This is a genomic window from Acetobacterium sp., from assembly GCF_030652775.1.
Classification (GTDB): domain Bacteria; phylum Bacillota; class Clostridia; order Eubacteriales; family Eubacteriaceae; genus Acetobacterium.
In genome coordinates, this window is sequence record NZ_JAUSPS010000052.1 from 59,553 (window position 1) to 85,850 (window position 26,298).

Below are 26,298 nucleotides of genomic sequence, written 5' to 3' on the forward strand. Positions count from 1 at the left end.
AAAATGATTTTCAAATTCATTTTAAGCGGGGAGTAATATGGGAAAACCGTCTTACTATAAAACAAAGCAACAGGATACGATCCTGAAATATTTAATTTCTAAAAAAAATCAGCACATTACCGTCAATATGATTGCCGAATTTCTGGAACAGCAGGGCACGCCGGTGGGGGTGACCACCATTTATCGACATCTTGACAAGTTGGTGGAACAGGGTGAGCTTCAGAAATACATCATCGATGGCGTAACCAGTGCCTGCTTTCAGTACATTGGCGAGGAAGAGCATTGCCATGAGCATTTTCATCTAAAATGCGAGGATTGCGGAGCTTTGATTCATCTGGAATGCGGCTATATGAAAGATCTGTACACCCATGTATTGAACCACCACGCTTTTGACATTAATACCTTTAAAACAGTTTTTTATGGATTATGTAAAAGCTGTGCAGATAAAAAAAATCATACGGAGGCATTACGATGAAAAGAATGATTGTTGTTATTGTTTCACTGCTGATTCTGGCACTGGGCGTAACCGGCTGTGCTCAGAATACTGCCGCAAAAAACTCCGATAAATCAGGAAAGATCAGCATTGTCACCACCATTTTTCCGGTCTATGATTTTGCCAGAGCCATTGGCGGCGATCAGGCCGAGTTGACGATGTTGGTAAAACCGGCCGCCGAAGTTCATTCCTACGATCCCTCCCCGGCTGATATTATCAAAATTCAGGACGCTGATGTGTTTATTTATATCGGCGGGGAAAATGATGCCTGGGTCAGCACCATCCTGGATTCTATGGATACCAGAAACAAGAAAATTATCCGTCTAATGGATGCGGTAAAACCAGTAGCAGAGGAAACTGTGGAAGGAATGGAAGCTGAACCGGCCGAGGCAGAGATTGAGTATGACGAACATATCTGGACATCGCCTAAAAATGCCATCTTGATGATCAATGAAATTGCTGCCGCATTGGCCGAAATTGACGCCCAAAATGCTGATGCTTATACCAAAAACGCAGCCGACTATACAGCTCAGATCCAGGCCGTGGATGATGAAATAACCAAGATTGTAGCAGCATCACCCAATAAGCTCCTTGTCTTCGGGGATCGCTTTCCGTTTCGCTATTTTGTTGATGAATTTGGTCTGGAATATAAAGCTGCCTTTCCGGGATGCAGTACCGACACTGAGGCCAGTGCCGGAACCCTGGCGTATCTGATGAACACCATCAAGGAAAAAAACATCAAATATGTCTATTATATCGAGCTGAGTAATCAAAATATTGCCAGGGCTATCAGTGAACAAACCGGAGCTCAGCTGCTGCAACTTCATTCCGCCCACAATGTGACAAAGGACGATTTTGATGCCGGTGCAACCTATGTTTCAATTATGCAACAAAATGTCGAAAACCTGCGAAAGGGGCTGGCCAACCAATGAAATTAATTTCCTGTGTAGGGGTCACCATCGGATATGATGGGCAACGGGCAGTAAACAACGTCAGCTTTGATCTGGAGCAGGGCGACTATCTTTGTGTTGTGGGCGAAAACGGTTCGGGAAAAAGCACCCTGGTTAAGGGTCTTTTGGGACTTATCAAACCCCAGGAAGGAAGCATTACCTTTGACGGCATCGCTCCCAATGAAATTGGCTATCTGCCTCAGCAGACGGTGATTCAGCGCGATTTTCCGGCCAGTGTAACCGAGGTGGTGATCTCCGGCTGTCTCAATCGCCGCGGGCTGTTGCCCTTTTACTCCCGGTTGGAAAAGGCTCGGGCCGCTGATAAGATGAAGCAGCTCAATATTACCGATATCAAAAAAAAATCATATCGGGATTTATCGGGAGGCCAACAGCAACGGGTGCTTCTGGCCAGAGCCCTTTGTGCCACCGAAAAACTGCTGCTGCTGGATGAACCGGTTTCAGGTCTGGATCCGGTGATGACGGCCGATTTGTATCAACTGGTAGCAAAACTCAATCAAACCCAGGGGATCACGGTAATGATGGTTTCACATGATCTGGAAAGCGCCATCAAATATGGCAACAAAATTCTCCATATGAAAACCGCAACGGCCTTTTTTGGTTCAACCGAAGATTATCTGAAAACGGAGATGTGTCAGCGGATGATGGGAGTCCAAAAACATGATTGAACTGCTAACTGAACTAATGTCCTATGCCTTTGTGGTCAGAGCCCTCATTGTCGGGGTTCTGGTGTCATTGTGCGCCGCTCTTTTAGGTGTCAGCCTGGTATTGAAGCGCTATTCGATGATCGGCGACGGTTTGTCCCATGTGGGGTTTGGGGCTCTGGCACTGGCTATGGCGTTAAACCTGTCGCCGCTGGAAGTGGCTATTCCGGTGGTGGCTGTTGCCGCTTTTGTGTTGTTGCGCATCAGCGAAAACAGCCGAATCAAAGGGGATGCGGCCATTGCCCTGATTTCCAGCAGTTCGCTGGCTATTGGCGTGATTATCATTTCCTACACATCCGGGATGAATGCTGACACCAGCAATTATATGTTTGGGAGCATTCTGGCCATGAGTGAAAGCGATGTCTTTCTCAGTGTCGGGGTTTCGGTTGTAGTCATTCTGCTGTATGTGCTGTTTTACAACAAAATTTTTGCCGTCACTTTCGATGAAAGTTTTACCCGGGCAACCGGTACCAATGCCAGCCGCTACAATACCCTGATTGCCCTTTTAACGGCGATGACCATCGTGGTGGGGATGCGGATGATGGGAGCGCTGTTGATTTCCAGTCTGATTATTTTTCCCGCCCTGACGTCGATGCGATTGTTTAAAACCTTTAAACAGGTGGTTATCAGTTCGGCCATTTTATCGGTGATTTGTTTTGTGGCGGGAATTGTCGTATCCTTTATTTTCTCTTTTCCCACTGGAGCCAGTGTGGTGGTCATCAATCTGCTGACGTTTACCCTTTTTTCAACGATCAGCCTGTTCAAGAAAAAAATATAGAACCGCTTAATCATATGGTAAAATAAGGTCAACAACAGCAAAATTCGAAACAGGAGGTTCAGTAATTCATGAAGAAAAATACTGCGGTGGTGTATGCCATCTTGGCTGCGCTACTTTTTGGAATTAATGCACCCTTCTCAAAGCTTTTGCTTGATCAAATTGATCCCTTGTTTCTGGCGGCACTATTATATCTGGGCGCAGGAATGGGCATGACAGTGCTGACGATTTTGAGTAAAAAGCATCGAAAAGACGTCAAAGAAGCCAGACTCACCAAAAAAGAAATGCCTTATGTGGTTTTAATGATTTTACTGGATATCGCTGCACCGATTTTTCTATTAATGGGGATCAGCTTGACCAACTCCAGCACGGCCGCACTTTTAGGTAATTTTGAAATTGCTGCGACCTCTGTGATTGCCATGATTTTTTTTAAAGAAGCCATTGGCAAACGGATGTGGATAGCCATTGGCTTTATTTCTCTCGCCAGTATCTTACTAACCATTAGCGACACCTTGACAATAAATCTATCAATCGGTGCGGTTTTTGTGATGAGTTCCTGTGTTTGCTGGGGATTTGAGAATAACTGTACCCAGAATCTATCAATCAAAGATCCGGTGCAGGTGGTTATTCTTAAAGGTTTTGGATCAGGACTGGGTGCTTTGCTAATTGCCTTTATCTGGGGAGACCTGTCTGGCTCGCTGCTTTATATTATTCTGGCCATGACCTTAGGCTTTGTTGCCTATGGCCTGAGTATTTTTTTCTATGTCAAAGCCCAGCGGGGACTGGGTGCCGCTCGAACCAGCGCCTATTATGCAGCAGCGCCTTTTATGGGAGTTCTCATATCCTGGCTGGTATTGCAGGAACCCATCACCTTTTCATTTTTGATTGCGCTAGTAATTATGATTCTGGGAACCTGGCTGGCGCTATCTGAAAATCATGAACACGCCCATATTCATGATGAAGAGACCCACGAACATAGTCATAACCATGATGATGCACACCATCTCCATGAGGATCATCCTTCAGTTAAAGGAGAACATTGTCATGAACATACCCATAAAAATACGGCCCACAGCCATTGTCATCTGCCAGATGTTCATCATCGGCATATGCATTGAGACTTTGGGCGATTGTTGCGGTTTATAAAAACGAACTTAGTTCGCACTGATAATAATAGTGTGACTAAGTTCTTTTTTTGTAAACAGCCATCAATATAAAAGAATGGGATTATACAACCTGAAAATAAGGTTTGATTTCAAAAGGGATTAACTTTAAAATACGCTTGCTTTCTTCGATAATATCATCAATTCTATTTTCCTCAATATGCATCAGGACAAAATGAATGCTGGTCAGGTAATCCAGACATTCTTCTAAGAAATAGTCAAACCCACCATTTGCGTAGGCTAATTTCACCGATAATGAGAAAGCCATGGCAGACCGGGCAATCATTGATATTTCATTAGAACACCGTTTCAGTTTGAAGCCATATCGGCGATCATGAATTTTATATAGATGATCATCTCGATATCAAGGCAAAACAGACGATCTGAAGCAAAAAAAATTTTACCGGTAAAATTCCTGTTGACAATTCGTAAAAATAGGACTATACTGCAATTACTTTACCGGTAAAATGCTTAATCGGTTCAGGATACCTAGTCCTGGTAAGAATGCTGGCTTTTTATGAATCCAGTTGGCAAACGATAGCAGCGTTGCCAGTTAATCAATGTAAACGATAATTACATCGCATGCTTGAGAATCGGTAAAACAAAAAGGGGCATTTAAATGAAAAATTGTTTCAAATATAGACAAAATCGAAAAGGAGAAAAGAATGATTATTATTGGCGAAAAGATTAACGGTGCCATTCCCTCAACAGGGAAGGCCATTGCCGAAAAAGATGCAGAATTTATCCGGAACCTGGCGATCAAACAGGCCGAGGCCGGGGCGAATTTCATTGACGTCTGTGCCTCAGTGGACGATGACATCGAACTGGAAACGATGAAATGGTTGATTGATATTGTTCAGGATGCCACGGATGTTCCCATTGCAGTGGACAGTCCCAATGTTTATACCTGTATTGAATCGATGAAATATTGCAAAAAGCCGGGATTATTCAACTCCGTATCACTGGAAGGCGGTAAGGTTGATATAGCTTTCAAAGTATTGGCCGATACCAAATGGGAATGTGTTGCTTTATTAAATAGTGACAAAGGAATCCCCAAAACCGCCAAAGACCGTCTGGACGTTTTCACCGATCTGATGGCAAAATGTAAAGAATACAAGATCGACCCCTCCCGTATGCACATTGATCCCTTGATTGAAATGCTTTGTACCTCCGAAGATGGCGTTGCCATGGTATCGGAGGTAATCCGGGAAATCAAAAAGCAATATCCGAGTATCCATGTGACTGGTGCAGTCAGTAATATCTCATTTAACCTGCCAGCCCGCCGGATTGCCAATCAGGCCTTTGCTGTTTTAGCGATGAGTGCCGGCATGGACAGCTTCATTCTCGATCCGCTAAATAAGGACATGATGGGGATGTTGTTTGCCACTGAAGCGATGATGGGCGAAGACGAATACTGTATGGAATATATTGGCGCTTTCCGGGAAGGTATTTTTGTTAAATAAAAAGATTATGACAGACAAAAAAGTTAAAATAAAACCTGGTACTCACACAGGTTCCGGGTGGATAAAATAAAGCTAAGTATTTTAAATATAAATCAAAGGAGAAATTAAAATGTCAAAAATTGAAGATGTAAAAGTATTGGTAGAAACTGGGAAATCAAAAAAAGTAGCAGCAGCCGTTCAGGAAGCCCTGGATGCTGGCGACAAAGCCCAGGATATTCTGGATGCGATGATCGCTTCCATGGGAGTGGTTGGTGATAAATTCTCTGCCGGAGAAATCTTTGTGCCGGAAATGCTGATTGCGGCCAAAGCGATGTCAAAAGGGGTAGAAGTTTTAAAACCAGTGATGGCAGGGGATGGCTCCAGCTCACTGGGCACCTGTATCATGGGAACCGTCGCAGGAGACCTTCATGATATCGGTAAAAACCTGGTGGTTATGATGCTGGAAAGCGCCGGATTTGATATGGTTGACCTGGGCGTTGACGTATCGGCAGACAAATTTGTGGATGCTGTAAAAGAAAATAATAATGTTGTCTTAGTCGCTTGTTCCGGTCTATTGACAACGACGATGCCGGCTTTAAAAGAAGCGGTTCAAACCATTAAAGCGGCCTACCCAGGTATGAAAGTTATTGTCGGCGGTGCTCCGGTTACTCAGGAATACGCCAATGAAATCGGCGCCGATGGTTATGCCCCAGACGCCGGAAGTTCAGCATCAAAAGCTAAAGAAATTATTTGCGCTTAATTCTAATAAAACTTAGAAATCCACGGCAGTTTAGCAATTGCCGAAATAAAACATACGAAGGAGAAACAATGTTAACAATCAGAGAAAATTTACTGGAAACAATGAAGGGTGGCAATCCGGATCGTTTTGTCAAACAATATGAATTTATTGATCTGATCATGGAAGTACCACTGGGTGTGGAATTCAACTATGGCCAGACTTGGAAAGATCACTGGGGCATTACCTGGCAATGGCCGGAAGGACAACTGGGGATGTTCCCGGTTCATCATGATGGACTGGCAGTGATTCAAGATATTACCGAATGGAAAAAAACCGTTACGAAACCAGTCATCGAAACATCCGATGAAGCCTGGGCACCAGCGCTGGCCCACGCCAATGCCGTTGACCGCAAGGAAAAGTTTGCCACCGTTTTCTATGCCCCTGGTATCTTCGAAATGACCCATCATTTAATGGGAATGGAAAATGCCCTGATGGCTCTTTACGAAGAACCGGAAGCGATGCAGGAACTGATTGACTACCTGACCGAATATGAGTTGGAGTTTGCGGCTGTCATGGTTGATAAACTTCATCCCGAAGCGATCTTACATCATGATGACTGGGGTAGTCAGATTTCATCCTTTGTCTCACCTGATATGTTTGAAGAATTTTTCCTGCCAGCGTATAAAAAAATATACAAATTCTATAAAGACAATGGCGTGGAACTGATTATTCACCATAGTGACTCGTACGCCGCCAATCTGGTACCTTACATGATCGAAGCCGGAATTGATATCTGGCAAGGGGTTATGAACACTAATAATATTCCCGAACTGGTTGAAAAGTACGGCGAAAAGATCACCTTCATGGGCGGTCTCCATAGCGGTACCGTGGATTATCCCAGTTGGGAAAAGGATGTGGTTAAAAAACAGGTGGAAGAAACCTGCAAAGCCAATGGCCACAAATATTTCATTCCTTGTCAGACATCCGGTCTGCCAATTGAGAATTTTGAAGGTGTTATTGATTACATCGATGAGTGTATTGATGAAATGAGTAAGGAACTGTTTTAATAATCAGCAACGAGTTAAATTTAATTAAGTTTAGTTTAAAAACAAAAACCTGTATCGCAATCAAGCGACACAGGTTTTTGTTTTTTGCGGGACTAAATTTAAAAAGTACTGATGAACAGTGAGATCATCAGTCAGCTCTGGATGAAACGAGGTAACCACCATGTTTGCCTGTCTGGCAGCAACAATGTGATGATCAACCCGGGCCAGAATTTCAACGTTGGCGCCAACCCTTTCGATATCGGGTGCCCGAATAAAAACCATCGGGATTTTTCCGCAAGCGCCAAATTCAGCCGCGGTCTGAAAGCTACCAAGCTGGCGGCCATAGGCGTTTCTTCGGGCCACCATATTCATCGTACCAAAATGAATGGTATCATCTTCGGAAATCTTGCCCGCCAGCAGAATCAGTCCGGCGCAGGTGCCCAGCACTGGAAGACCTGCTTCAATGAGGTCTTTCAGGGGTTCAAAGAGCGCCAGCTCCCGCAACAGCTTGCCCATGACGGTGCTTTCCCCTCCGGGGAGAACCAGGCCGTCCAGAGAATGGTCGGTCAGATCCGATGGCTTTCTGATTTCGATGCAATGACTATCCAATTTTCGGAGCACTTTGATATGTTCCGCAAAGGCTCCCTGAATGGCCAGCACCCCAATTGTTTTCTTCATCAAGTCCCCTTTTAAATGCCGCGTTGGGCCATCAACAGTTCAATTTCCTGCTCATTGATGCCCACCATGGCTTCACCCAAGTCTTCTGAGAGTTCGGCCAGCAGTTTGGCATCATTGTAATTGGTCACGGCTTTGACAATGGCTTGGGCCCGTTTGGCCGGATTGCCGGATTTAAAAATGCCGGAGCCGACAAAAACCCCTTCAGCTCCCAACTGCATCATCAAGGCGGCATCGGCCGGGGTAGCGATTCCGCCGGCAGCAAAGTTCACCACCGGTAGTTTCCCAGTTTCATTCACCAACTGCACCAGCTCATAAGGTACCTGCAGATCCTTGGCCACCTGAAAAAGTTCGTCTTCTCTGGTGTTTTGAATCGTGCGGATCTGCTGGTTGATCAGGCGCATGTGGCGAACGGCCTGAACCACGTCACCGGTACCCGGTTCACCCTTGGTGCGAATCATCGAGGCACCTTCGCTGATCCGTCGCAGAGCTTCGCCCAGATCTTTGGCGCCACAGACGAAGGGGACCGAAAAACCGGTTTTGTCGATGTGATAGGTATCGTCAGCTGGGGAGAGAACTTCACTCTCATCAATATAATCAATTTCGATGGCTTCCAGGATCTGGGCTTCGGCAAAGTGACCGATCCGCACCTTGGCCATTACTGGAATCGAAACAGCGGCCTGAATACTCTTGATCATTTTGGGGTCACTCATCCGCGAAACCCCACCAGCCGATCGGATATCAGCCGGAATCCGTTCCAGTGCCATCACTGCGCAAGCGCCGGCTTCCTGGGCAATGCGGGCTTGCGCAGCCGTGGTAACATCCATAATTACCCCGCCTTTTAACATTTGGGCCAGGTTTTTGTTTAATTCATAGCGATTGTTCATTTAAGTATCTCCTCGGTTTAAATTTAAATTTCTTTAACGTTGTTGGCCTTATTGTAATACAGTTCTGATATTGCTGAAAGTATCAAAAAATATAAATATGATAGGATCAGAATGATAATATTGAAAATTGATTGGAAGGACAGAATAGTGGGTATACTGAAAAAGAAAGAAGTTTTACTGTGAGCAAATTGCGAGAAAAATTAATTGCGAAAAAATAAGAAATGAAGAGGGTGATTGATGATGCAGCAGACAGATGTTGAAGCGCTGGGAATGGTGCTAGAAAAACCCATCGAAAACTTATCCGTTGCTGATGTTTACAGCGAGCTAAAAACAAGTGAAAAAGGTCTGGCGTCTGAGGAAGCGGCCGTGCGGTTAGCGCATTTTGGTGAGAACAGTATTCAAAAAAAGAAGGGTAAACCGCTGATCTGGAAATTTCTGGCCAATTTTACCCATCTGATGGCCATTCTCTTATGGATTGGTGGCGTGGTTGCCCTGATTGCCCAGCTGCCCCAGCTGGCCATTGCCATTTGGCTGGTCAATGTCATTAATGGATTATTCAGTTTCTGGCAGGAGTTCCAGGCCGAAAAAGCGATTGAAGCCCTGGGACAACTGCTGCCTACCTATGCCCGGGTCGTCCGGGATGGCAAAGAGATCAAAATTTTGGCTGAAGAGCTGGTTCCCGGAGATCTGATTATTTTAGCCGAGGGCGACCGGATTTCGGCCGACAGCCGTTTGGTTGAGGACAATGATTTCCGAGCCGATCAGTCCATCCTAACCGGGGAATCCCATCCGGCTCACAAAACAAAAGATGTTGGTCAGCGTACTGACCTGGGACGTTCGGAACAGCCCAACCTCATTTTCGCCGGAACCAATGCGGCTTCGGGAGCCTGTAAGGCGGTGGCATTTGCCACCGGCATGAATACTGAGTTCGGGAAAATTGCCGATCTGACTCAGAATATGGTGGAAGCACCAAGTCCGCTACAGATAGAAATGGGACGGATTACCCGGCTGGTTTCAGCGATGGCGATCAGCATGGGGGTACTCTTTTTTATTCTAGCGGTATTGCTTGCCGGGGTCAATATTACCGAAAGTTTTATTTTTGCCATGGGGATGATTGTGGCCTTTATTCCTGAGGGTTTATTACCGACAGTGACCTTATCCCTGGCCATGGGGGTTAAGCGGATGGCTAAACGAAACGCCTTAATCAAACGTTTGTCGGCAGTTGAAACGCTGGGCTGCACCACGGTTATTTGCACCGATAAAACCGGAACCCTGACCCAGAATGAAATGACCGTCAGCGACTGCTGGATGGTCGATCAGCAGATCAAGGTAACCGGGGTTGGCTATGCCCCAGAAGGGGAAATGACATCGGATGAGACAGCTATTTTGCTGGCAGAAAACAGCGATATGAAAAAATTGTTGCTGGCCGCCAGCCTATGCAATAATTCCCGGCTATTGCCACCCTCCTCGGAACTAAACCACTGGAATATTCTCGGGGATCCCACTGAGGCCGCCCTGGTGGTGGCTGCCCGGAAGGGGAAAATTGATCTGGACGAGGAACTTTCTCACAGCCCCCGCCTGCGGGAGCTGCCCTTTGAGTCGCATCGTAAGCGGATGAGTACCATTCATCAGGTGTCCAACCAAATATCAGATCTGGAAAAGCTGGCCTATATCAAGGGGGCGCCCAAAGAGGTTTTGGATTTATGCACCCACTATCTCAAAGACGGTGAAGACGTGGCAATGGATGAGGATACCCGCAAGAAGGTGATGGCGGCCAATGATGACTATGCCCGCAAAGGACTCCGGGTATTGGCGGTAGCGATGCGGATTCTCACCAAAGACATGGGTTTGCCTGAGCGTCTCAGTGACTATACGCCAGATCATATTGAAAACAACCTGACCTTTTTGGGGCTCACGGTTATGGCTGACCCACCCCGGGAAGAAGTGGCCGTAGCGGTTAAAAAATGCCATCAGGCCGGAATAAAAATTATTATGATCACTGGGGACTATGGTTTAACGGCCGAAAGTATTGCCCGGCGGATCGGCATTATCCATGGTCCGCAGCCCCGGATTGTCACCGGCGTTGAGCTGGACGCAATCAATGACGAGAGTCTTAAGAAAGCGCTGTCCGAGGAAATTATTTTTGCCAGGGTGGCGCCGGAACAAAAACTGCGGGTGGTTACCGCCCTTCAGGAAATGGGCAATGTGGTAGCGGTCACTGGTGATGGCGTCAATGATTCACCGGCCCTTAAAAAGGCTGACATCGGTATCGCCATGGGGATTTCCGGTACCGATGTGGCCAAGGAAGCCGCTGATATGATTCTTACCGACGACAATTTCGCCTCGATTGTCAATGCGGTGGAAGAAGGTCGGGGCGTATACAACAATATCCGTAAGTTTGCCACCTATATTTTAAACAGCAATGTCCCCGAGGCGGTGCCGTTTATTGTGTTCTTGTTCGCCAAAGGCCAGATCCCGTTGCCGTTGACGGTAATGCAGATTCTGGCGGTGGATCTGGGTACCGATATGATCCCGGCGATTGCCTTGGGGGTTGAACTGCCGGAAGAAGGGGTGATGCAGCGTCCGCCGAGGTCGCAGCAAGAACATTTACTCAATCGGCCGTTACTCATTCGCGCATTTCTGTTCTACGGGATCATGGAATCGGCCATTGCGATGTCAGCCTTTTTCTTCCTTTACTGGCAGAACGGCTGGCCGGGGATACCGATGGCAGACTCGGGCGTGATTTATCGGATGGCTACGACTATGACATTGGGGGCGATTGTCGTTACCCAAATCGGGATTGTTTTCAATTGTCGAACCGAACGAGCCTCGGTGTTTAAGGTGGGGCTGTTCAGCAACCATATGATCTTAATCGGGATCATCTGCGAGCTAACGGTCTTCAGTATTCTGATCTACACCCCGTTTTTGCACGAGATCTTTAATACCGCCCCAATCGGCTTGATTGAATGGGCCTATCTCTTTATGTGGGTGCCAGTGGTGATTTTTATTGATGAACTGCGGAAGGCCTTCCTGCGAAATTGGGATAAACGACGCTTGGATAAAAAACATAATAAAACAGAGATTGAGAAAGGGGATAGCTAAATGAAAACTATCATAGTAGGATGTGGGCGAATCGGATCGGGTTTAGCCCTTAAACTGAATCAAAGCGACCACGACATCACCGTCATTGATCAGGACCCACTGACCTTTAAGCATTTGGGAGCCAGCTTTAAAGGGAAAACCATCGCCGGGGTGGGGTTTGACCGGGATGTCCTGATTTCTGCCGGAATTGAGCGGGCAGATTCTCTGGCTGCGGTTACCTCCAACGATGAGGCCAATGCTCTGACCGCTCGGATTGCCAGTCAGATTTTCGGGGTTCCCCGGGTGGTGTCAGCCCTTCATGAACCCCGTAAAGCCGAAATTTATCGGCGGCTGGGACTCCAGGTCTTTGATCCGATGTCCTGGGGCGTAAATCGGGTGGCCGATCTGCTGAGTTTTGCACCGGTTAATGTGGCCATGAGTATCGGCAATGGCGATGTGGATATTATGGAAATTGAGATACCGGCCTTGTTGGTAGGACGACGGGTGGGGGAACTGACGATTCCTGGCGAAGTCAGTGTGGTATCGATCAGCCGCGGGAACCGCTCGATTATACCGGCGCTTAATACCGTGTTTGAAAACCGCGATCTGGTCCATCTGGCAGTGGCTACGGCATCCGGCGAACGTCTTAAATCGCTGTTGGGATTAGGATAGAAAGGGGAGATCAGATCATGAAAGTAATAATCGTAGGCGGCGGTAAGGTGGGATGCTATCTGACTTCGCTGCTGCAAAGTGGCGGCCATCAGGTCAAGCTCATTGAAATCCGAACGCATCAATTGGAACGGCTGGCATGTGATCTGCCCAAAGAGGTGCTGGTATGGGGGAGTGGTACCGATCCCAGTGTTCTGGAAGCAGCCGGGATCCGTTCGGCCGATGTCCTGGCAGTGGTGACCGGAGCCGATGAAATTAATCTGGTGGCTGCCACCATTGCCCGCCTGGAATATCAGGTACCGCGGATTCTGGCGCGGATTAAAAATCCCAAGAACGCCTGGTTGTTTACCCCGGAAATGGGGGTGGATGTAGCATTGAACCAAGCCGAATTGATGGCGACGCTGGTTGCTGAAGAAATGTCAGTGGGGGATATGATGACCCTGCTTAAGCTGAATCAGGGCCAGTTTTCACTGGTGGAAGAAAAGGTGCATCCGGAATCGCTGGCAGTGGGTAAGATGGTCAGAGAGCTGGAGCTGCCGACGGAATGTGTTTTAGTGGCAATTATCAGAAACGGCCAGCTGAGTATTCCCCATGGTGATACCCGGTTATTACCGGCCGATGAGGTACTGGCGATAATTCATGCCGCTGATCTCCAGGATCTGGCCAAGATATTGGGGCCAGTCCGCTGAGTTAGTCAATCGCTTCTGGACAGGCCTGTCAGGTTTAATTTGGAGAATTTTTTACGGTTGTCCGTTTTCGTTCATCCTGGCAGATTGATCAGAAAATGATGTTTTATTCCCGTAATTAGGGGTAAAAACATATGAAAACTCGTTATTTAATTTTAAACTTAATTTTAATACTTACGGAGAGGGAAACATGAAAAAGTATGAAATCTCAATTGTCGACGATGAACCCATCAATTTGATGATCTTAAAAAAATTACTGAGTCCCTCTTTTCTTATTCGTGCCTATAAATCCGGAGCGGAACTGCTGCAGGCGGTCGAAAAGGGAATCAAGCCGGATCTGATTCTAATGGATATTATGATGCCAGGAATGGATGGCTATGAAACCTTGTCGGAATTACGGAAAGACCCGGACAACCTGGGGATACCAGTTATTTATATTTCGGCACTGGATAGTCTTATTGATGAAGAAAAGGGGTTTCGGCTGGGGGCGGTTGATTATATTACTAAACCTTTTCGGCCGGGGATTGTGTTGGCCAGAGTTAATGCCCAGCTGGAACTCAAACAAGCCAGAGATCGGCTTAAAAACCAGAACGCATGGCTGGAAGCTGAGGTCAAACGACGGATGGTGGAGAATCAGCTGATTCAGGATACAACCTTGAATGTTTTTGCCGAATTGGTTGAAACCCGGGATAATGATACCGCTAATCATGTGTTGCGAACCCAGAACTATGTGCGGATTATCGCAAAGCGACTGCAAAAAAAAGAGAAGTTTAAAAACCGGTTGGGTGATGATACCATTGAACGGATTGTAAAAGCGGCGCCGCTTCATGATATTGGGAAAATCGGGATTCCCGATGCCATCTTATTAAAACCGGGAAAGCTTGACTTTGCAGAATATGAGGTGATGAAAACGCACTGTAAAATCGGCGGAAATGCCATTCGTCTGGCCATTAATAAAACCTTATCCGTCAATAAAACGGATAATGAAAAGGGCGAAATCACAGCGCTGTACTTTTTAGAAGAGGCCGAGAAAATCATGAATTATCATCATGAGCGATGGGATGGGAAAGGGTATCCAGAAGAACTGTACGGCGATGAAATCCCCATATCGGCCAGGATCATGGCGTTGGCCGATGTTTTTGATGCGCTCACCACGGTGCGACCTTACAAAAAAGCCTGGGGTATGGATGCGGTGGTGGATTATATTTTAGAACAGAAAGGCTTGCAGTTTGATCCGGATGTGGTTGAAGCCTTTGAAACAGAACTTGAGGCCTTCAGACGGGTTATGAATTATGATCAGACTGCGGACTAATAATAAAAACAAGAAAGAGAAGAGGTGGGGAGTCAAATGACTGATCAGGACAATTCCGGGTTGGTAAAGCAGAATAAGTTATTGGCGGCTTATTTTGAAATGGTGCCGGATCTGCTATTTTTAACGGACGCGCAGGGAATAATTCTGGAATACCTGGCCAAAAAAACATCGGATCTTTACATTCCGCCGGAAGTTTTTATATATAAAAAAATCAACAGCGTATTGCCCCCGGATATCAACAACGCTTTTACAGAGGCCATGGCAATGGCCAGAACGACGGGTCAAATGCAAACCTTTGAGTATGATTTACCTTATGCCGATGGAAATCATCATTTTGAATGCCGGATGAGTTGGCTGGTCGAAAGCGAAAATTTCGTTGAGGTAATCCGGGACATTTCTGAACGCTATCAGATGGAACAGGATCTCAAAAATGCCCGAAGAATGTTGGAAGAACGTTTTGAAGAACGTGAAATTGAGCAAAAATATATTGTCGATCAACTGTATCTTCATACTGAACTGATTCGCGAAATCAGCCAGCTGGAGTCTGGGATCAATGGCGATATTCACTGGTTTTCTAAGGAAATAACAAAGCTCCTGGGGAATCGGCTGGGAATCGATCGGGTCTCAATCTGGCAATATAATGATGAGCAGACGATGATGGAATGTCTGGATCTTTATGTAAAAAAAGAGAAAACTCACACCCAAAAAATAACCATGAACAGAGTCGATCAGCCGCTGACCTTTGAGTACCTGATAAAAAACAGATATATGATCATTGACGAAAAGTCGGTTGAACCACAGGAAATAGACTATTGGCAGGCATATATGAAACCGTTGGGTGGAACGACTCTGTTGGTTTGCAGTGTCTTATGCAATGGCAAGGCGATTGGTTCGATTGGTTTTATGTATGTTAATAAAAACCATGAATGGGGAAGCGACGAAATCACTTTTGGTTGTCATATCGCAGATCAAATTGGAACGGCTTTTTTAAATCGGGAACGAATGGTGATAACCCAGGCATTACGACAAAATGAAGCGTTCTTAAACCGGGCTCAGGAGGTTTCTAAAACGGGACACTGGCATTTTAATATTAAAGAAAATAGCCTGACCTGGTCTAATGAAACCTATCATATTTTTGGTGAAGAAATAGGAACACCGCAAACATTCGAGAGTTATATGAAATTTGTCTACCCGGATGATCGCGAAAAAATTATTGCGAATTGGATGGAAAAATCGGCGGAAGGTCGGTCGTTTACGGTTCTTCATCGTATTTTTGCAGGCAATGAGATACGCTGGGTGGAGGAACGATCAGAATTCGAAAAAGATCATGAGGGTAATCCGATCGCCAGTTGGGGAACCGTTTCGGATGTAACTGAAAAGATTTACTACCTGGAAGAACTGGAGAGCTATCAAAAGCATCTTGAGGAAATGGTTTTTTCCAGAACCACCGAATTGGAGATGGCAAAACTTGAAGCAGAAGCTGCCAGTCAGGCCAAAAGCTCCTTTTTATCAAATATGAGTCATGAAATCCGGACTCCCATGAATGCCATTATCGGTCTTGCCCATCTGATCAAGCGGGATCCCCTGACCATGCGTCAGGAGGAACAGATTGACAAGCTGACGGAGGCGGCTAATCATTTGATGCAGATCATTAATGATGTGCTGGATCTGTCAAAAATTGAAGCTGGGAAAATGTTGATGGATGCTCATGATTTTGAGCCGACCCGGGAAATCGACAGGGTATGCAATATTTTGGGAGATGAAGTGGCCAAAAAGAATCTCAACTTACTTGTTGATGTGGATCATATCCCTGTGGTCTTGCGGGGAGATGCGGTTCGTTTTGGCCAAATATTACTTAATTTAATGAGTAATGCGGTGAAGTTTACCGAAACAGGGAGCATCAAGATCGTTGCCCGGATCATAAAGCAGGATCAAAAACAGATCCGGCTGCGATTTGAAGTATGGGATACGGGGATTGGCATGTCAAAAAAACAGATGAAAAACCTGTTTCAGGATTTTGTTCAGGCTGACGAATCAATGACCCGTCTTTATGGCGGAACCGGTTTGGGGCTGGCCATCAGCTCTCGTCTGGCTAAATTTATGGGTGGCGAAATTGGCGTTGAAAGCGAGCCGGGGGAGGGAAGTCGGTTTTGGTTTGAGTTACCCTTTGAAATATCAAAAGCGCTTCCCAAAAATAGAATCAGCATTAAGTCTTCCGAGGAAGTACGGGTTTTAGTGATTGATGATATGCAAGAAGCCCGGGAACTGATGATCTGTATGCTTACTGACTTGGGAATTCAGTGTCAGGCGGTCAGTTCAGGAAATGAAGGATTGAAAGCTGTGTTGCAAGCCGATCAGCTAATGAATCCCTACCAAGTGGTATTTATGGATCTCAAAATGCCGGATATGGATGGCATTGACACAGCGCTGATGCTTCAATCGCTGGAACTGAAAACCAGGCCAACGGTTTTTCTGATTACCGGATATGGCAATCAGATAACCTATGAAGAAACGCAGCGAGCAGGGATCAGCCGGATTCTGGTCAAACCGATGACACCATCAACCCTCAATGATGTATTAATGGAACTGCTGGAAAATGATAGGGAATCAAAAATACCTTCTTCTCTGAAAGCACTGGAGGATCGGTTAAAGCAGTATGAACAGATAAGAATACTGATTGTTGAGGACAATCAGATTAATCAGGAAATCGTCGGGCAACTTCTAGAGCCTTTTAATTTTAAGATAGAGCTGGCTGAAAATGGTCAGAAAGCCTTCAACAAAATCGCTCAGACCAAATTCGACTTGATCTTAATGGATGTCCAAATGCCGGTAATGGATGGGTTGGCGGCGACAACCATCATCAGAGGCTTGCCGGATTGGGAAACGATCCCCATTTTAGCGATGACCGCCAATGCCTTCGAAGAAGATCGGCGTAAATGCATTGAAGCCGGGATGAATGATCATCTGGTGAAGCCAGTGGAACCCGAGCTTTTATACAAATGCCTAATCAAGTGGCTGCCGATTAAAAAAAATGACCCAGAAAACAAAGTGGCTCCTAAAAGTGATGCCCTAAAAGACCCGGTAAGTTATTCAACTGTGGTGCTGGAAGAACAGCGCTGGTTAAAAGCCCTGTGGCAGGTGGATGGCTTGAATGTGGAAACCGGACTGAGAATGCTGGGTGGCGATAGCTCTGTTTATTTGAGATTGATCCGCCAGTTTGGCCAAAAGTGTGAAACAGAGGCGATTCATATTTTAGAGCAGGCCGCAGCAGAAAACTACCAGAGCATTATGCAAACGGTCCATTCAATTAAGGGTGTAGCGGGAAATCTGGGGGCCATAAAAATACAGGAGCTGGCGGCTGAACTGGAACAGGCGGTCCGAATCAAATCGGGAAAAGAGCAATTTGAAAAAATGGCAAATAATTTTGTTGCAGAAATAAGACATTTTGCGGAGGCTTTACCGAAAGAAAGGATTTCTCCTGAGAATCCACAAAAAGACGAAGGGGACAGGGGTCAAGTTGAGACGATCTTGAACCTGCTGGCTGTTTTGCTTGAAAATAATGACACGGATGCCTACGATTTATTTGAGGAACACAAAAACCTGCTCATATTGATGCTGGGAGATGTGGGATTTGAGCTGGAAAGACAGATCCATGAATTTGATTACCGGGACGCACTGCAAACGCTGAGACTGATGATGTAAAACAAGGCGATCATAAGCAATCAAGTACCAATTGAGGTTTAAAATTAATGTGATACCCTCGCAGAAAAAAACGATTTACTGCGAGGGATTTTTTATTTTTTTGCGACTAACCTAATAGATCATGGAGATGGCAATAAAAGGATTCTTTTGTTAGAATAAAAAAGAAGGGTAAAGAAACCTCAGAACCAGTTAATGGGAACAATGAAACTTTTGAAATCGTCAAAATGATTAATAATATAAGAGGAGAACGTGATGGAGAATATGAAAAGAAATGAAGCCCCAAAAGCGAGTCAGTTAGTAATGGTGTTAATAACAGGAATCGCCATATTATTTTTGCTGACCGGCTGCGGCGAATCAACCCCCATTGAAGGGCTGGTTATTTCCAACGAACCTTATGAAAGTTCTGCAGAAATCGGGAATGCCGAGCAGCCAACTGAACTAAGCGTCAGCGATACGGTATATGGTAGTGTTAGTTTTATTGAATCGCCAAAGGGCATGAAATACCAGGCCAAATGGCTGCTGGATGGCAAGGAAATTAAAATCGACGAAAAAACCATGGAAACGGATAAAAGGGGAGAACTCGTATTTCCGCTGGAAGCGCAAAAACTGGCAGCTGGTACGCTGAAGCTGCAGATCCTCTATAAAGATGAGGTATTGGCCGAAAAAGAAGTGCTGGTTAAATAAGTTTGATTAAAAAATCGGGTGGGATATTGAGGTAGCAAAGTGAGCAAAGAAAATTGCGAAAAAAAATTCAAAAGAATATATGCCCAATACGTTGATGAAATCTATCAATATGTATTTTTGCGAACCGGTGTAAATGTCGGAATTGCCGAAGATCTTACCCAGGAAATATTTTTGGATGTATTTAAAGGCTTGAGTCGATTCAAGGGTTTATGTTCAGAACGAACCTGGGTGTATAAAATTACTAAAAACAAGGTCAATGATTTTTATCGAAAACAGTATCGGCACCTGGAACCGATCCCCCTTGAGGATGACTTAACTGCGGAAATAAGTGATCCGAAACAGGATATGGATGCTTTGGTTGAAAAAACATTTTCCAGCGCGAGCATTATCGATTGCCTGAATCAACTCCCTGAACATTATAAGCTGGTTCTATTGCTAAAATACATCGATGACAGAAGTGTCAAGGAGATTGCAACAATTACCAATAAATCACCAAAGGCCGTTGAAAACATATTGTTACGGGCAAGAGCCGGATTTATTAAAGCCTACCAAACCCTGAAAGCAGAGGAGATACGATGAAAAACAATCGTGATGATTTTATCAAAAAAGCCTTCAAATCCCTTGATGAAGGATCAAAACCAAGTCAAAAACAAAAACAGATGATGCTGGATAGGCTATTGATCCAGGTACAAACCGAGGAAACCTCTGGATTGGGCCGATACCGAAATCTGGTAACAATCTATCCCTGGCGATTCGGGTTTGGGGTATCAGCCATTCAGGCGGTATTGTTTACACTGATGTTTGGCGCAGACTATACGAATTTTGTTTTACAATTACTGGGGAGGTAAAAGATGGAGATTTTTTTAGAAATGCTTAATCGACCAGTAGAAGCTTTCGAACGCGGAAATAAAAAGCTGGCCTGGAGCTTGGTGGGTATTACCATTTTAATAATGACTGTATTTGATGTGATGATGAACTATCTGGTAAACGGCAACGATTACCCGGTGGAAATCAATTTGCTTAAGCTCTTATTGCTGGCGGGTCTGGGGGTGGTGACCTATCTGGGCATTTGCGGAATGCTCTGGGGAGTCTGCAAGCTACTGGGCAGTCAAACCAGGATTGGTGTTTATGTCAAAACATGGGGATTGACGTATATTCCAACGATAATCTGTGGAGTTACAGTGGTGCTGGTGGAAGCATATTTCACACTTTTCTGGAATAATTCCATTTGGGGATTTGTGCTTAACATTTTGTTTGTGGGAATTTTAATCTGGAAAACCATCCTTTATGTGGTGTTTTTAAAAGAGGTGGCCGGGCTGGGCGGCAAGAAATTGATGATAGCATTTGTACTTTGCGGTATTGGGATTCTAATCCTGGCTTTTTTGAATATGAGTTTGGGATTGAAAACCCCGATTCTTTAAGATGTTGCCTGCCACAATAAAGCTTTCTGGTAAAGTTCTTAAAGGTTGTGGTGATTATGTTAGAAACCGGTTAAATTTGCAAAAAATTCTTGATTTTGACAATCTTTTATAGTACAATTCGAGACGAATGATAGAAATAGATTTATGTCTATTTGGCGTGTTCATAAACAGGATTTATGAAGACAGCAAAGAATTCTTTTGACCATTTCTTTATCGGATTTAACCTGGTGATAAAGAAATTGAATGCCATACGGACAGCTAGGTCAAATGCCGATTGGCAACTTTCGTTGCCTTATTGATTGAGTATTAGCTCAAATTTTATAAGTTGGTTACTTAAAACCGTGTGCGTTTTTGCACATCACTCTTGTGAAACAATCAATAAGAGTAGTAAAAGTAAGTTCTTGCTATATAGACTCTAATTTCTACGTTTGAAATCATGCATAGACGGTGCGATCATACGCTCGTGTAAATACAAACCAGTAGAAATAAACTCAAGTGGATGAACAGCAGATGCTGAAGGATCACTTGAGTTTTTTGTTTTATTAAATTAAGATAGCCAAATTACAATGCGAAAAAATGGAAACGGGGTGGATAAATGGATAATAAATTAAAGTTGAATGGTTTTAACAATCTGACCAAGTCTTTAAGCTTTAATATTTATGATGTATGCTATGCAAAGAGCGAACGGGAACAACGGGACTATATCGCCTATATTGATGAGCAGTATAACTCAGATCGCTTGACCAATATTTTATATCACGTCACGGAGATGATTGGCGCTCGGGTTCTGAACGTATCGAAGCAGGATTATGATCCACAGGGAGCCAGTGTTACCTTTTTAATTGCCGAAGAAACCTTTTTACGGGAATATCGGGAAGAAAATGTTGAGAAGACGGATTTGCAGGGTGATACGGTGGTAGCCCATCTGGACAAAAGTCATGTCACCGTTCATACCTATCCGGAATATCATCCGGACACTTCCATTGCCACCTTTCGAGTGGATATTGATGTGGCCACCTGTGGCGAAATTACCCCGCTCAGTACCCTGGATTTCCTGATCGGCAGCTTTGATTCGGACATTATTACCATGGATTATCGGGTTCGGGGGTTTACCCGCGACGTCAGTGGCAAGAAACTGTTTATGGATCATAAAATCACCTCGATTCAGGATTACATTGATGACAAGACCTTAAAGGAATATGATGCCATTGATATTAATGTTTATCAGTCCAATCTCTTTCACACCAAGATGATGTTAAAGGAAATCTGTCTTCAGGATTATTTGTTCAATACCGATGCTTATGAGCTACCGCCACGAACGCGGCTGCAGATTACCGAAAACCTCCGTCGCGAAATGATCGAAATTTTCAGCGGCAGTAATGTATATTAATTACGTGTATTAATTGGGAAGGAATAAAAACGTGCCAAAATTAAATCAAGAACGGATGCCGATATTGGCGGCACTCAACGAATTCAAAAGAAATCGGCTGGTTCCCTTTGATGTGCCCGGCCATAAACGGGGCAAGGGGAATCCGGAATTAACAGAATTTTTAGGGGAACGCTGTATGACCTTGGATGTCAATTCGATGAAGCCGCTGGATAATCTCTGCCATCCGGTTTCGGTAATTAAAGAGGCCGAGGAACTGGCGGCGGATGCCTTTGGTGCCAAACAGGCTTTTTTTATGGTCAATGGTACGACTTCGGCGGTTCAGACCATGGTATTGTCAGCCTGTAAAAAAGGGGAGAAGATTATTCTGCCCCGCAATGTCCACCGCAGCGTCATCAATGCGATGATTCTGGGCGGTGCCATCCCGGTTTATGTAAATCCCGAAACGAATCATGAAATCGGTATTTCATTGGGGATGACCCTCTCCGCAGTAGCCAAAGCGATCCAGGAAAATCCGGAGGCCAAAGCGATCCTGGTCAACAACCCGACCTATTATGGGGTTTGCTCCAACCTGAAAGCGATCGTCGAAATGGCGCACGCAGCAGGGATGCTGGTACTGGCCGATGAGGCCCATGGCACCCATTTCTATTTTGGCGAAAACATGCCGATCAGCGGGATGGCAGCCGGTGCCGACATGGCCTCGGTCAGTATGCATAAATCCGGCGGATCGCTGACGCAAAGCTCTTTTTTATTGGTGGGGGCGGGGATGAACCCCGGTTATGTCCGTCAGATCATCAATCTGACTCAGACCACCAGCGGGTCCTATCTGCTGCTTTCCAGTCTCGATATTTCCCGCAAAAATCTGGCCGTCAATGGCAAGAAAATCTTTGCCAAGGTAACCGCCATGGCCCAATACGCCCGGGATGAAATCAATCAGATCGGCGACTATTACGCTTATTCCAAAGAACTGATCAATGGTGATACGATTTACGATTTCGATGCCACCAAGCTGTCGATTAATACCCTGAACGTTGGACTGGCGGGGATTGAAGTTTACAATATTCTCCGGGACGAATACGATATTCAGGTGGAGTTCGGCGACGTGGGCAATATTTTGGCCTACATTTCAGTGGGTGACAGCCAACGCAATCTGGAACGGCTGGTCTCGGCGCTGGCCGAAATTCGCCGGATCTATAAAAAAGACAAGGCCGGGATGCTGCAATATGAATATATCAATCCCGCGGTGACAGTGGCCCCGCAGGAAGCTTTTTATGCGGACAAGGAAGCCCTGCCGCTGGAAAAAAGCGGCGGCCGGATCTGTAGCGAGTTTGTAATGGCTTATCCGCCGGGGATTCCGATTTTGGCTCCCGGGGAAATGATTACAGAAGAAATTCTAGACTCCATTGAATACCTGAAAGAAAAGGGCTGTTTTTTAACCGGCCCCGAAGACATGGAAATAGAATATCTCAATGTGCTGAAGGAGGATTGATTAAATGGAATTATGGTTTTCCGAAAAACATACCCCCAGTGTCAAATTTTCCATTCAGGTGGATCGCCAGCTTTACTGCGGACAAAGTGAATTTCAGCGGATCGATATTTTTGATTCCAAAGAATTTGGCCGTTTTTTAACCCTGGATGGTTACATGATGCTGACCGAAAAAGACGAATTTATCTATCATGAGATGATGGTGCACATACCCATGGCTGTTCATCCGGCGGCCAAAAAAGTGTTGATTATCGGTGGCGGTGATGGCGGCGCTATCCGCGAGCTGGTGCGTTATCCGCTGGTTGAACACATTGATCTGGTCGAAATTGACGAGCTAGTGGTGGAAGTCTGCAAAAAGCATCTGCCTCAAACGGCCTGCTGCTTTAGTGATGAGCGGGTGACCATCCATTATCAGGATGGCCTGAAATTTATTCGCCGCTGTGAAAATGAATATGACCTGATCATTGTCGATTCCACCGATCCCTTTGGACCCGGCGAAGGCCTATTTACCAAAGAGTTCTATGGTAATTGCTATAAGGCGCTGAAAGAAGACGGGATCATGGTCAATCAGCATGAAAGTGCTTTTTATCTGGATGATGCGGTGGCGATGCAGCGGGCTCATAAGCGCATTGTCGAGTCCTTCCCGATCAGCCGGGTCTATCAGGCTCATATCCCCACCTATCCCTCGGGGCATTGGTTGTTCGGCTTTGCTTCAAAAAAGTACCATCCGACTGAGGACTTAAAGGCCGTGAAGTGGAATGCGCAGGGTTTTAAAACCCGCTACTATAATACCCAATTACATGTTGGCGCCTTTGCGCTGCCAAACTATGTGGAGGAACTGTTAAAAGATGTTGAATAAAAATATTGAGACCTTTTTAGGTTGTGACAACGAATATGGGGAAGCGGACATTATCGTTTTTGGCGCGCCCTTTGACTCCACCACCTCCTTTCGTCCCGGCACCCGCTTTGCTAGCCGCACCATGCGGGGGGAATCCTACGGACTGGAAACCTACAGCCCCTACCAGGACAAAGATCTGGAAGATCTGGCCGTTTTTGACGGCGGCGATCTGGAACTTTGTTTTGGTGATACCGAAAAGGTGCTGGCAGCGATTGAAAGCTATACCACCAGGGTATTAAGAGATGGTAAGCGGCCGGTCATGATCGGCGGTGAGCATCTGGTGACCCTGGGAGCGGTTCGGGCGGTGGCCCGGAAATATCCGGATCTGCATGTGGTTCATTTTGATGCCCATGCCGATTTGCGCAATGACTATCTGGGGGTTACCCTGTCCCATGCCACGGTGCTGCACCGGGTTTGGGATATCATTGGTGACGGCCGGATCTATCAATTCGGGATTCGCTCTGGCGAACGCAGTGAGTTCCAATGGGGCAAAGATCACGTCACCACCCAGAAATTTAATTTTAAGGGCCTGGCCGAAGTGATCGAAAAACTACAGGGTAAACCGGTCTATTTCACCCTGGATCTGGATGTATTAGACCCCTCCGTTTTCCCCGGTACCGGTACCCCGGAACCCGGCGGCGTCAGCTTTATGGAGCTGCTTGAAGCGATCCAAAAAGTCGGAGAACTGAATATTGTGGGTTGTGACATCGACGAGCTTTCGCCAATCTATGACCAGAGCGGCGCTTCCACCGCCGTAGCCTGCAAGGTGCTGCGGGAACTCTTATTGGCGATGGCCTAAACGAATTGTAGGGGCGATCCGTGATCGCCCGAACCTTGTTATGATGTGTTAAATGATAGAAAACAGGAGGAACAAATTATGGGAAAAGCATTAATTATCGGTTGCGGCGGTGTTGCCAGTGTGGCGATTCAAAAATGCTGTCAAAACAGCGACGTGTTTACCGAAATCTGTATTGCCAGCCGAACCAAAAGCAAGTGCGATGCGCTAAAAGATAAATTGGATGGCGGGGCGACAATAATCACCACCGCTCAGGTCAATGCCGATCACGTCGATGAGCTGATTGCGCTGATTGAAGATGTCGATCCGGACGTGGTCTTGAATCTGGCTTTGCCTTATCAGGATCTGACCATTATGGACGCCTGTCTGGCCACCAAAACCCATTACGTCGATACCGCTAATTACGAGCCGGAAGATACCGCTAAATTTGAATATAAATGGCAGTGGGAATACCGGGAACGGTTTGAAAAAGCCGGAATTACAGCGCTGCTGGGCAGCGGCTTTGACCCCGGGGTGACCGGCGTTTTCTCGGCCTATGCGATGAAACATCAGTTTGACGAGATCAATTATATCGATATTCTTGATGCCAACGCCGGCGATCACGGCTATCCCTTTGCCACCAACTTCAATCCGGAAATCAATATTCGCGAAGTCACCGCCAATGGCAGCTATTGGGAAGAAGGTAAATGGGTTGAAACCAAACCGATGGAAATTAAGCGGGTTTACAATTTCCCCGAAATTGGCCCTAAAGATATGTATCTGCTCCACCATGAAGAACTGGAATCGCTGGGTCAAAATATCAAGGGGATTAAACGGATTCGCTTCTTTATGACCTTTGGCGAAAGCTATCTGACCCACCTGAAATGTCTGGAAAACGTTGGCATGACCTCGATTGAACCGATCGAATATGATGGTAAAATGATTGTGCCACTACAGTTTCTGGCTGCCGTATTACCAGATCCTTCAACCCTCGGTCCTCGAACCAAAGGAAAAACCAATATCGGCTGTATCTTTCAGGGCAAAAAAGATGGCCGGGACAAAACCTACTATCTCTACAACGTCTGCGATCATGAAGAATGCTACAAAGAAGTTGGTTCCCAGGCGATCTCCTATACCACCGGGGTACCGGCGATGATCGGTGCGATGTTGGTAATGACCGGCCAGTGGCAAAAACCCGGGGTTTACAATATCGAAGAGTTCGATCCCGATCCCTTTATGGAAGCCCTGAATAAATGGGGACTGCCCTGGCAGGAAAGTTTTGAGCCGGAGCTGGTTGATTAAGCA

The 26,298-nt window shown here is 45.7% G+C and carries 25 protein-coding genes; 22 read left to right on the forward strand and 3 right to left on the reverse strand.

All coding sequences use genetic code 11. From position 1 onward, the window contains the following. Window positions 1-37: 37 nt before the first annotated feature. From Q7J41_RS09110 to Q7J41_RS09130, 5 genes are all read left to right on the forward strand, one after another. Complete coding sequence (locus Q7J41_RS09110; protein WP_304887340.1) at window positions 38-475, forward strand: Fur family transcriptional regulator; 438 nt, start codon at window positions 38-40, stop codon at window positions 473-475. Then, entirely contained in the window at window positions 472-1,425 is a 954-nt protein-coding gene (locus Q7J41_RS09115; RefSeq protein ID WP_304887341.1) for a metal ABC transporter substrate-binding protein, read from the forward strand. The genes Q7J41_RS09110 and Q7J41_RS09115 overlap by 4 nt, the downstream gene beginning before the upstream one ends. Further along, a complete protein-coding gene (locus Q7J41_RS09120; protein WP_304887343.1) occupies window positions 1,422-2,129 on the forward strand; it encodes a metal ABC transporter ATP-binding protein in 708 nt (235 codons plus the stop codon). The genes Q7J41_RS09115 and Q7J41_RS09120 overlap by 4 nt, the downstream gene beginning before the upstream one ends. Next, window positions 2,122-2,943 carry a metal ABC transporter permease gene (locus Q7J41_RS09125; RefSeq protein ID WP_304887345.1) on the forward strand — a complete coding sequence of 274 codons (822 nt, stop codon included), beginning with the start codon at window positions 2,122-2,124 and terminating at the stop codon, window positions 2,941-2,943. The genes Q7J41_RS09120 and Q7J41_RS09125 overlap by 8 nt, the downstream gene beginning before the upstream one ends. Window positions 2,944-3,011: 68 nt before the next feature. Then, window positions 3,012-4,058 carry a DMT family transporter gene (locus Q7J41_RS09130; protein WP_304887347.1) on the forward strand — a complete coding sequence of 349 codons (1,047 nt, stop codon included), beginning with the start codon at window positions 3,012-3,014 and terminating at the stop codon, window positions 4,056-4,058. A 109-nt stretch (window positions 4,059-4,167) separates the two neighbouring features. Here the strand turns inward: Q7J41_RS09130 and Q7J41_RS09135 are convergent, their stop codons facing one another. Then, window positions 4,168-4,389 (reverse strand): hypothetical protein, encoded by a 222-nt coding sequence (locus Q7J41_RS09135; RefSeq protein ID WP_304887349.1) that lies wholly within the window; start codon window positions 4,387-4,389, stop codon window positions 4,168-4,170. 379 nt (window positions 4,390-4,768) lie between these two features. Here Q7J41_RS09135 and Q7J41_RS09140 point away from each other — a divergent pair, with 379 nt between their 5' ends. The 3 genes from Q7J41_RS09140 (at window position 4,769) to Q7J41_RS09150 (ending at window position 7,351) form a co-directional block, all read left to right on the forward strand. After that, complete coding sequence (locus tag Q7J41_RS09140; RefSeq protein ID WP_304887351.1) at window positions 4,769-5,566, forward strand: methyltetrahydrofolate cobalamin methyltransferase; 798 nt, start codon at window positions 4,769-4,771, stop codon at window positions 5,564-5,566. Between the two features lie 109 nt (window positions 5,567-5,675). Next, a complete protein-coding gene (locus Q7J41_RS09145; RefSeq protein WP_304887353.1) occupies window positions 5,676-6,305 on the forward strand; it encodes a corrinoid protein in 630 nt (209 codons plus the stop codon). 68 nt (window positions 6,306-6,373) lie between these two features. After that, window positions 6,374-7,351, forward strand: a complete 978-nt coding sequence (locus tag Q7J41_RS09150) for a uroporphyrinogen decarboxylase family protein (protein ID WP_304887355.1) — start codon at window positions 6,374-6,376, stop codon at window positions 7,349-7,351. A gap of 60 nt (window positions 7,352-7,411) precedes the next feature. Here Q7J41_RS09150 and pdxT read toward each other — a convergent pair whose 3' ends face one another. Further along, the gene (gene pdxT / locus Q7J41_RS09155; RefSeq protein WP_304887357.1) at window positions 7,412-8,008 is read right to left on the reverse strand and encodes a pyridoxal 5'-phosphate synthase glutaminase subunit PdxT; all 597 of its coding nucleotides are present in this window, start codon (window positions 8,006-8,008) and stop codon (window positions 7,412-7,414) included. 11 nt (window positions 8,009-8,019) lie between these two features. After that, window positions 8,020-8,892 carry a pyridoxal 5'-phosphate synthase lyase subunit PdxS gene (pdxS, locus tag Q7J41_RS09160; RefSeq protein ID WP_304887359.1) on the reverse strand — a complete coding sequence of 291 codons (873 nt, stop codon included), beginning with the start codon at window positions 8,890-8,892 and terminating at the stop codon, window positions 8,020-8,022. A 237-nt stretch (window positions 8,893-9,129) separates the two neighbouring features. Between pdxS and Q7J41_RS09165 the strand changes: the two genes are divergently transcribed. From Q7J41_RS09165 to Q7J41_RS09230, 14 genes are all read left to right on the forward strand, one after another. Next, the gene (locus tag Q7J41_RS09165; RefSeq protein WP_304887361.1) at window positions 9,130-11,994 is read left to right on the forward strand and encodes a cation-transporting P-type ATPase; all 2,865 of its coding nucleotides are present in this window, start codon (window positions 9,130-9,132) and stop codon (window positions 11,992-11,994) included. After that, complete coding sequence (locus Q7J41_RS09170) at window positions 11,995-12,645, forward strand: TrkA family potassium uptake protein (RefSeq protein WP_304887363.1); 651 nt, start codon at window positions 11,995-11,997, stop codon at window positions 12,643-12,645. It abuts the gene before it with no gap. A gap of 17 nt (window positions 12,646-12,662) precedes the next feature. Next, window positions 12,663-13,331, forward strand: coding sequence for a TrkA family potassium uptake protein (locus Q7J41_RS09175; RefSeq protein ID WP_304887365.1), 669 nt, complete (start codon window positions 12,663-12,665; stop codon window positions 13,329-13,331). Window positions 13,332-13,518: 187 nt separating this feature from the next. Further along, the gene (locus Q7J41_RS09180) at window positions 13,519-14,640 is read left to right on the forward strand and encodes an HD-GYP domain-containing protein (protein WP_304887367.1); all 1,122 of its coding nucleotides are present in this window, start codon (window positions 13,519-13,521) and stop codon (window positions 14,638-14,640) included. 36 nt (window positions 14,641-14,676) lie between these two features. Beyond that, window positions 14,677-18,342: a response regulator gene (locus Q7J41_RS09185; protein WP_304887369.1), complete on the forward strand. Its 3,666-nt coding sequence runs from the start codon at window positions 14,677-14,679 to the stop codon at window positions 18,340-18,342. Window positions 18,343-18,594: 252 nt separating this feature from the next. Beyond that, window positions 18,595-19,026 (forward strand): hypothetical protein, encoded by a 432-nt coding sequence (locus Q7J41_RS09190; RefSeq protein WP_304887371.1) that lies wholly within the window; start codon window positions 18,595-18,597, stop codon window positions 19,024-19,026. Between the two features lie 39 nt (window positions 19,027-19,065). Then, entirely contained in the window at window positions 19,066-19,605 is a 540-nt protein-coding gene (locus Q7J41_RS09195; RefSeq protein ID WP_304887373.1) for an RNA polymerase sigma factor, read from the forward strand. Next, on the forward strand, window positions 19,602-19,874 hold the full coding sequence (locus tag Q7J41_RS09200) for a hypothetical protein (RefSeq protein ID WP_304887375.1): 273 nt from the start codon (window positions 19,602-19,604) through the stop codon (window positions 19,872-19,874). The genes Q7J41_RS09195 and Q7J41_RS09200 overlap by 4 nt, the downstream gene beginning before the upstream one ends. Window positions 19,875-19,877: 3 nt before the next feature. Continuing rightward, window positions 19,878-20,447, forward strand: coding sequence for a YIP1 family protein (locus Q7J41_RS09205; RefSeq protein WP_304887377.1), 570 nt, complete (start codon window positions 19,878-19,880; stop codon window positions 20,445-20,447). 595 nt (window positions 20,448-21,042) lie between these two features. Then, complete coding sequence (gene speD, locus Q7J41_RS09210; protein ID WP_304887379.1) at window positions 21,043-21,837, forward strand: adenosylmethionine decarboxylase; 795 nt, start codon at window positions 21,043-21,045, stop codon at window positions 21,835-21,837. A gap of 55 nt (window positions 21,838-21,892) precedes the next feature. Then, complete coding sequence (locus Q7J41_RS09215) at window positions 21,893-23,323, forward strand: aminotransferase class I/II-fold pyridoxal phosphate-dependent enzyme (protein WP_304887555.1); 1,431 nt, start codon at window positions 21,893-21,895, stop codon at window positions 23,321-23,323. A 4-nt stretch (window positions 23,324-23,327) separates the two neighbouring features. Continuing rightward, window positions 23,328-24,179: a polyamine aminopropyltransferase gene (speE, locus tag Q7J41_RS09220; RefSeq protein ID WP_304887381.1), complete on the forward strand. Its 852-nt coding sequence runs from the start codon at window positions 23,328-23,330 to the stop codon at window positions 24,177-24,179. Next, window positions 24,169-25,017, forward strand: coding sequence for an agmatinase (gene speB / locus Q7J41_RS09225; RefSeq protein ID WP_304887383.1), 849 nt, complete (start codon window positions 24,169-24,171; stop codon window positions 25,015-25,017). Before speE ends, speB begins: the two co-directional genes overlap by 11 nt. A 78-nt stretch (window positions 25,018-25,095) precedes the next feature. Then, a complete protein-coding gene (locus tag Q7J41_RS09230; RefSeq protein ID WP_304887385.1) occupies window positions 25,096-26,295 on the forward strand; it encodes a saccharopine dehydrogenase family protein in 1,200 nt (399 codons plus the stop codon). The last annotated feature ends 3 nt before the right edge of the window (window positions 26,296-26,298 follow it).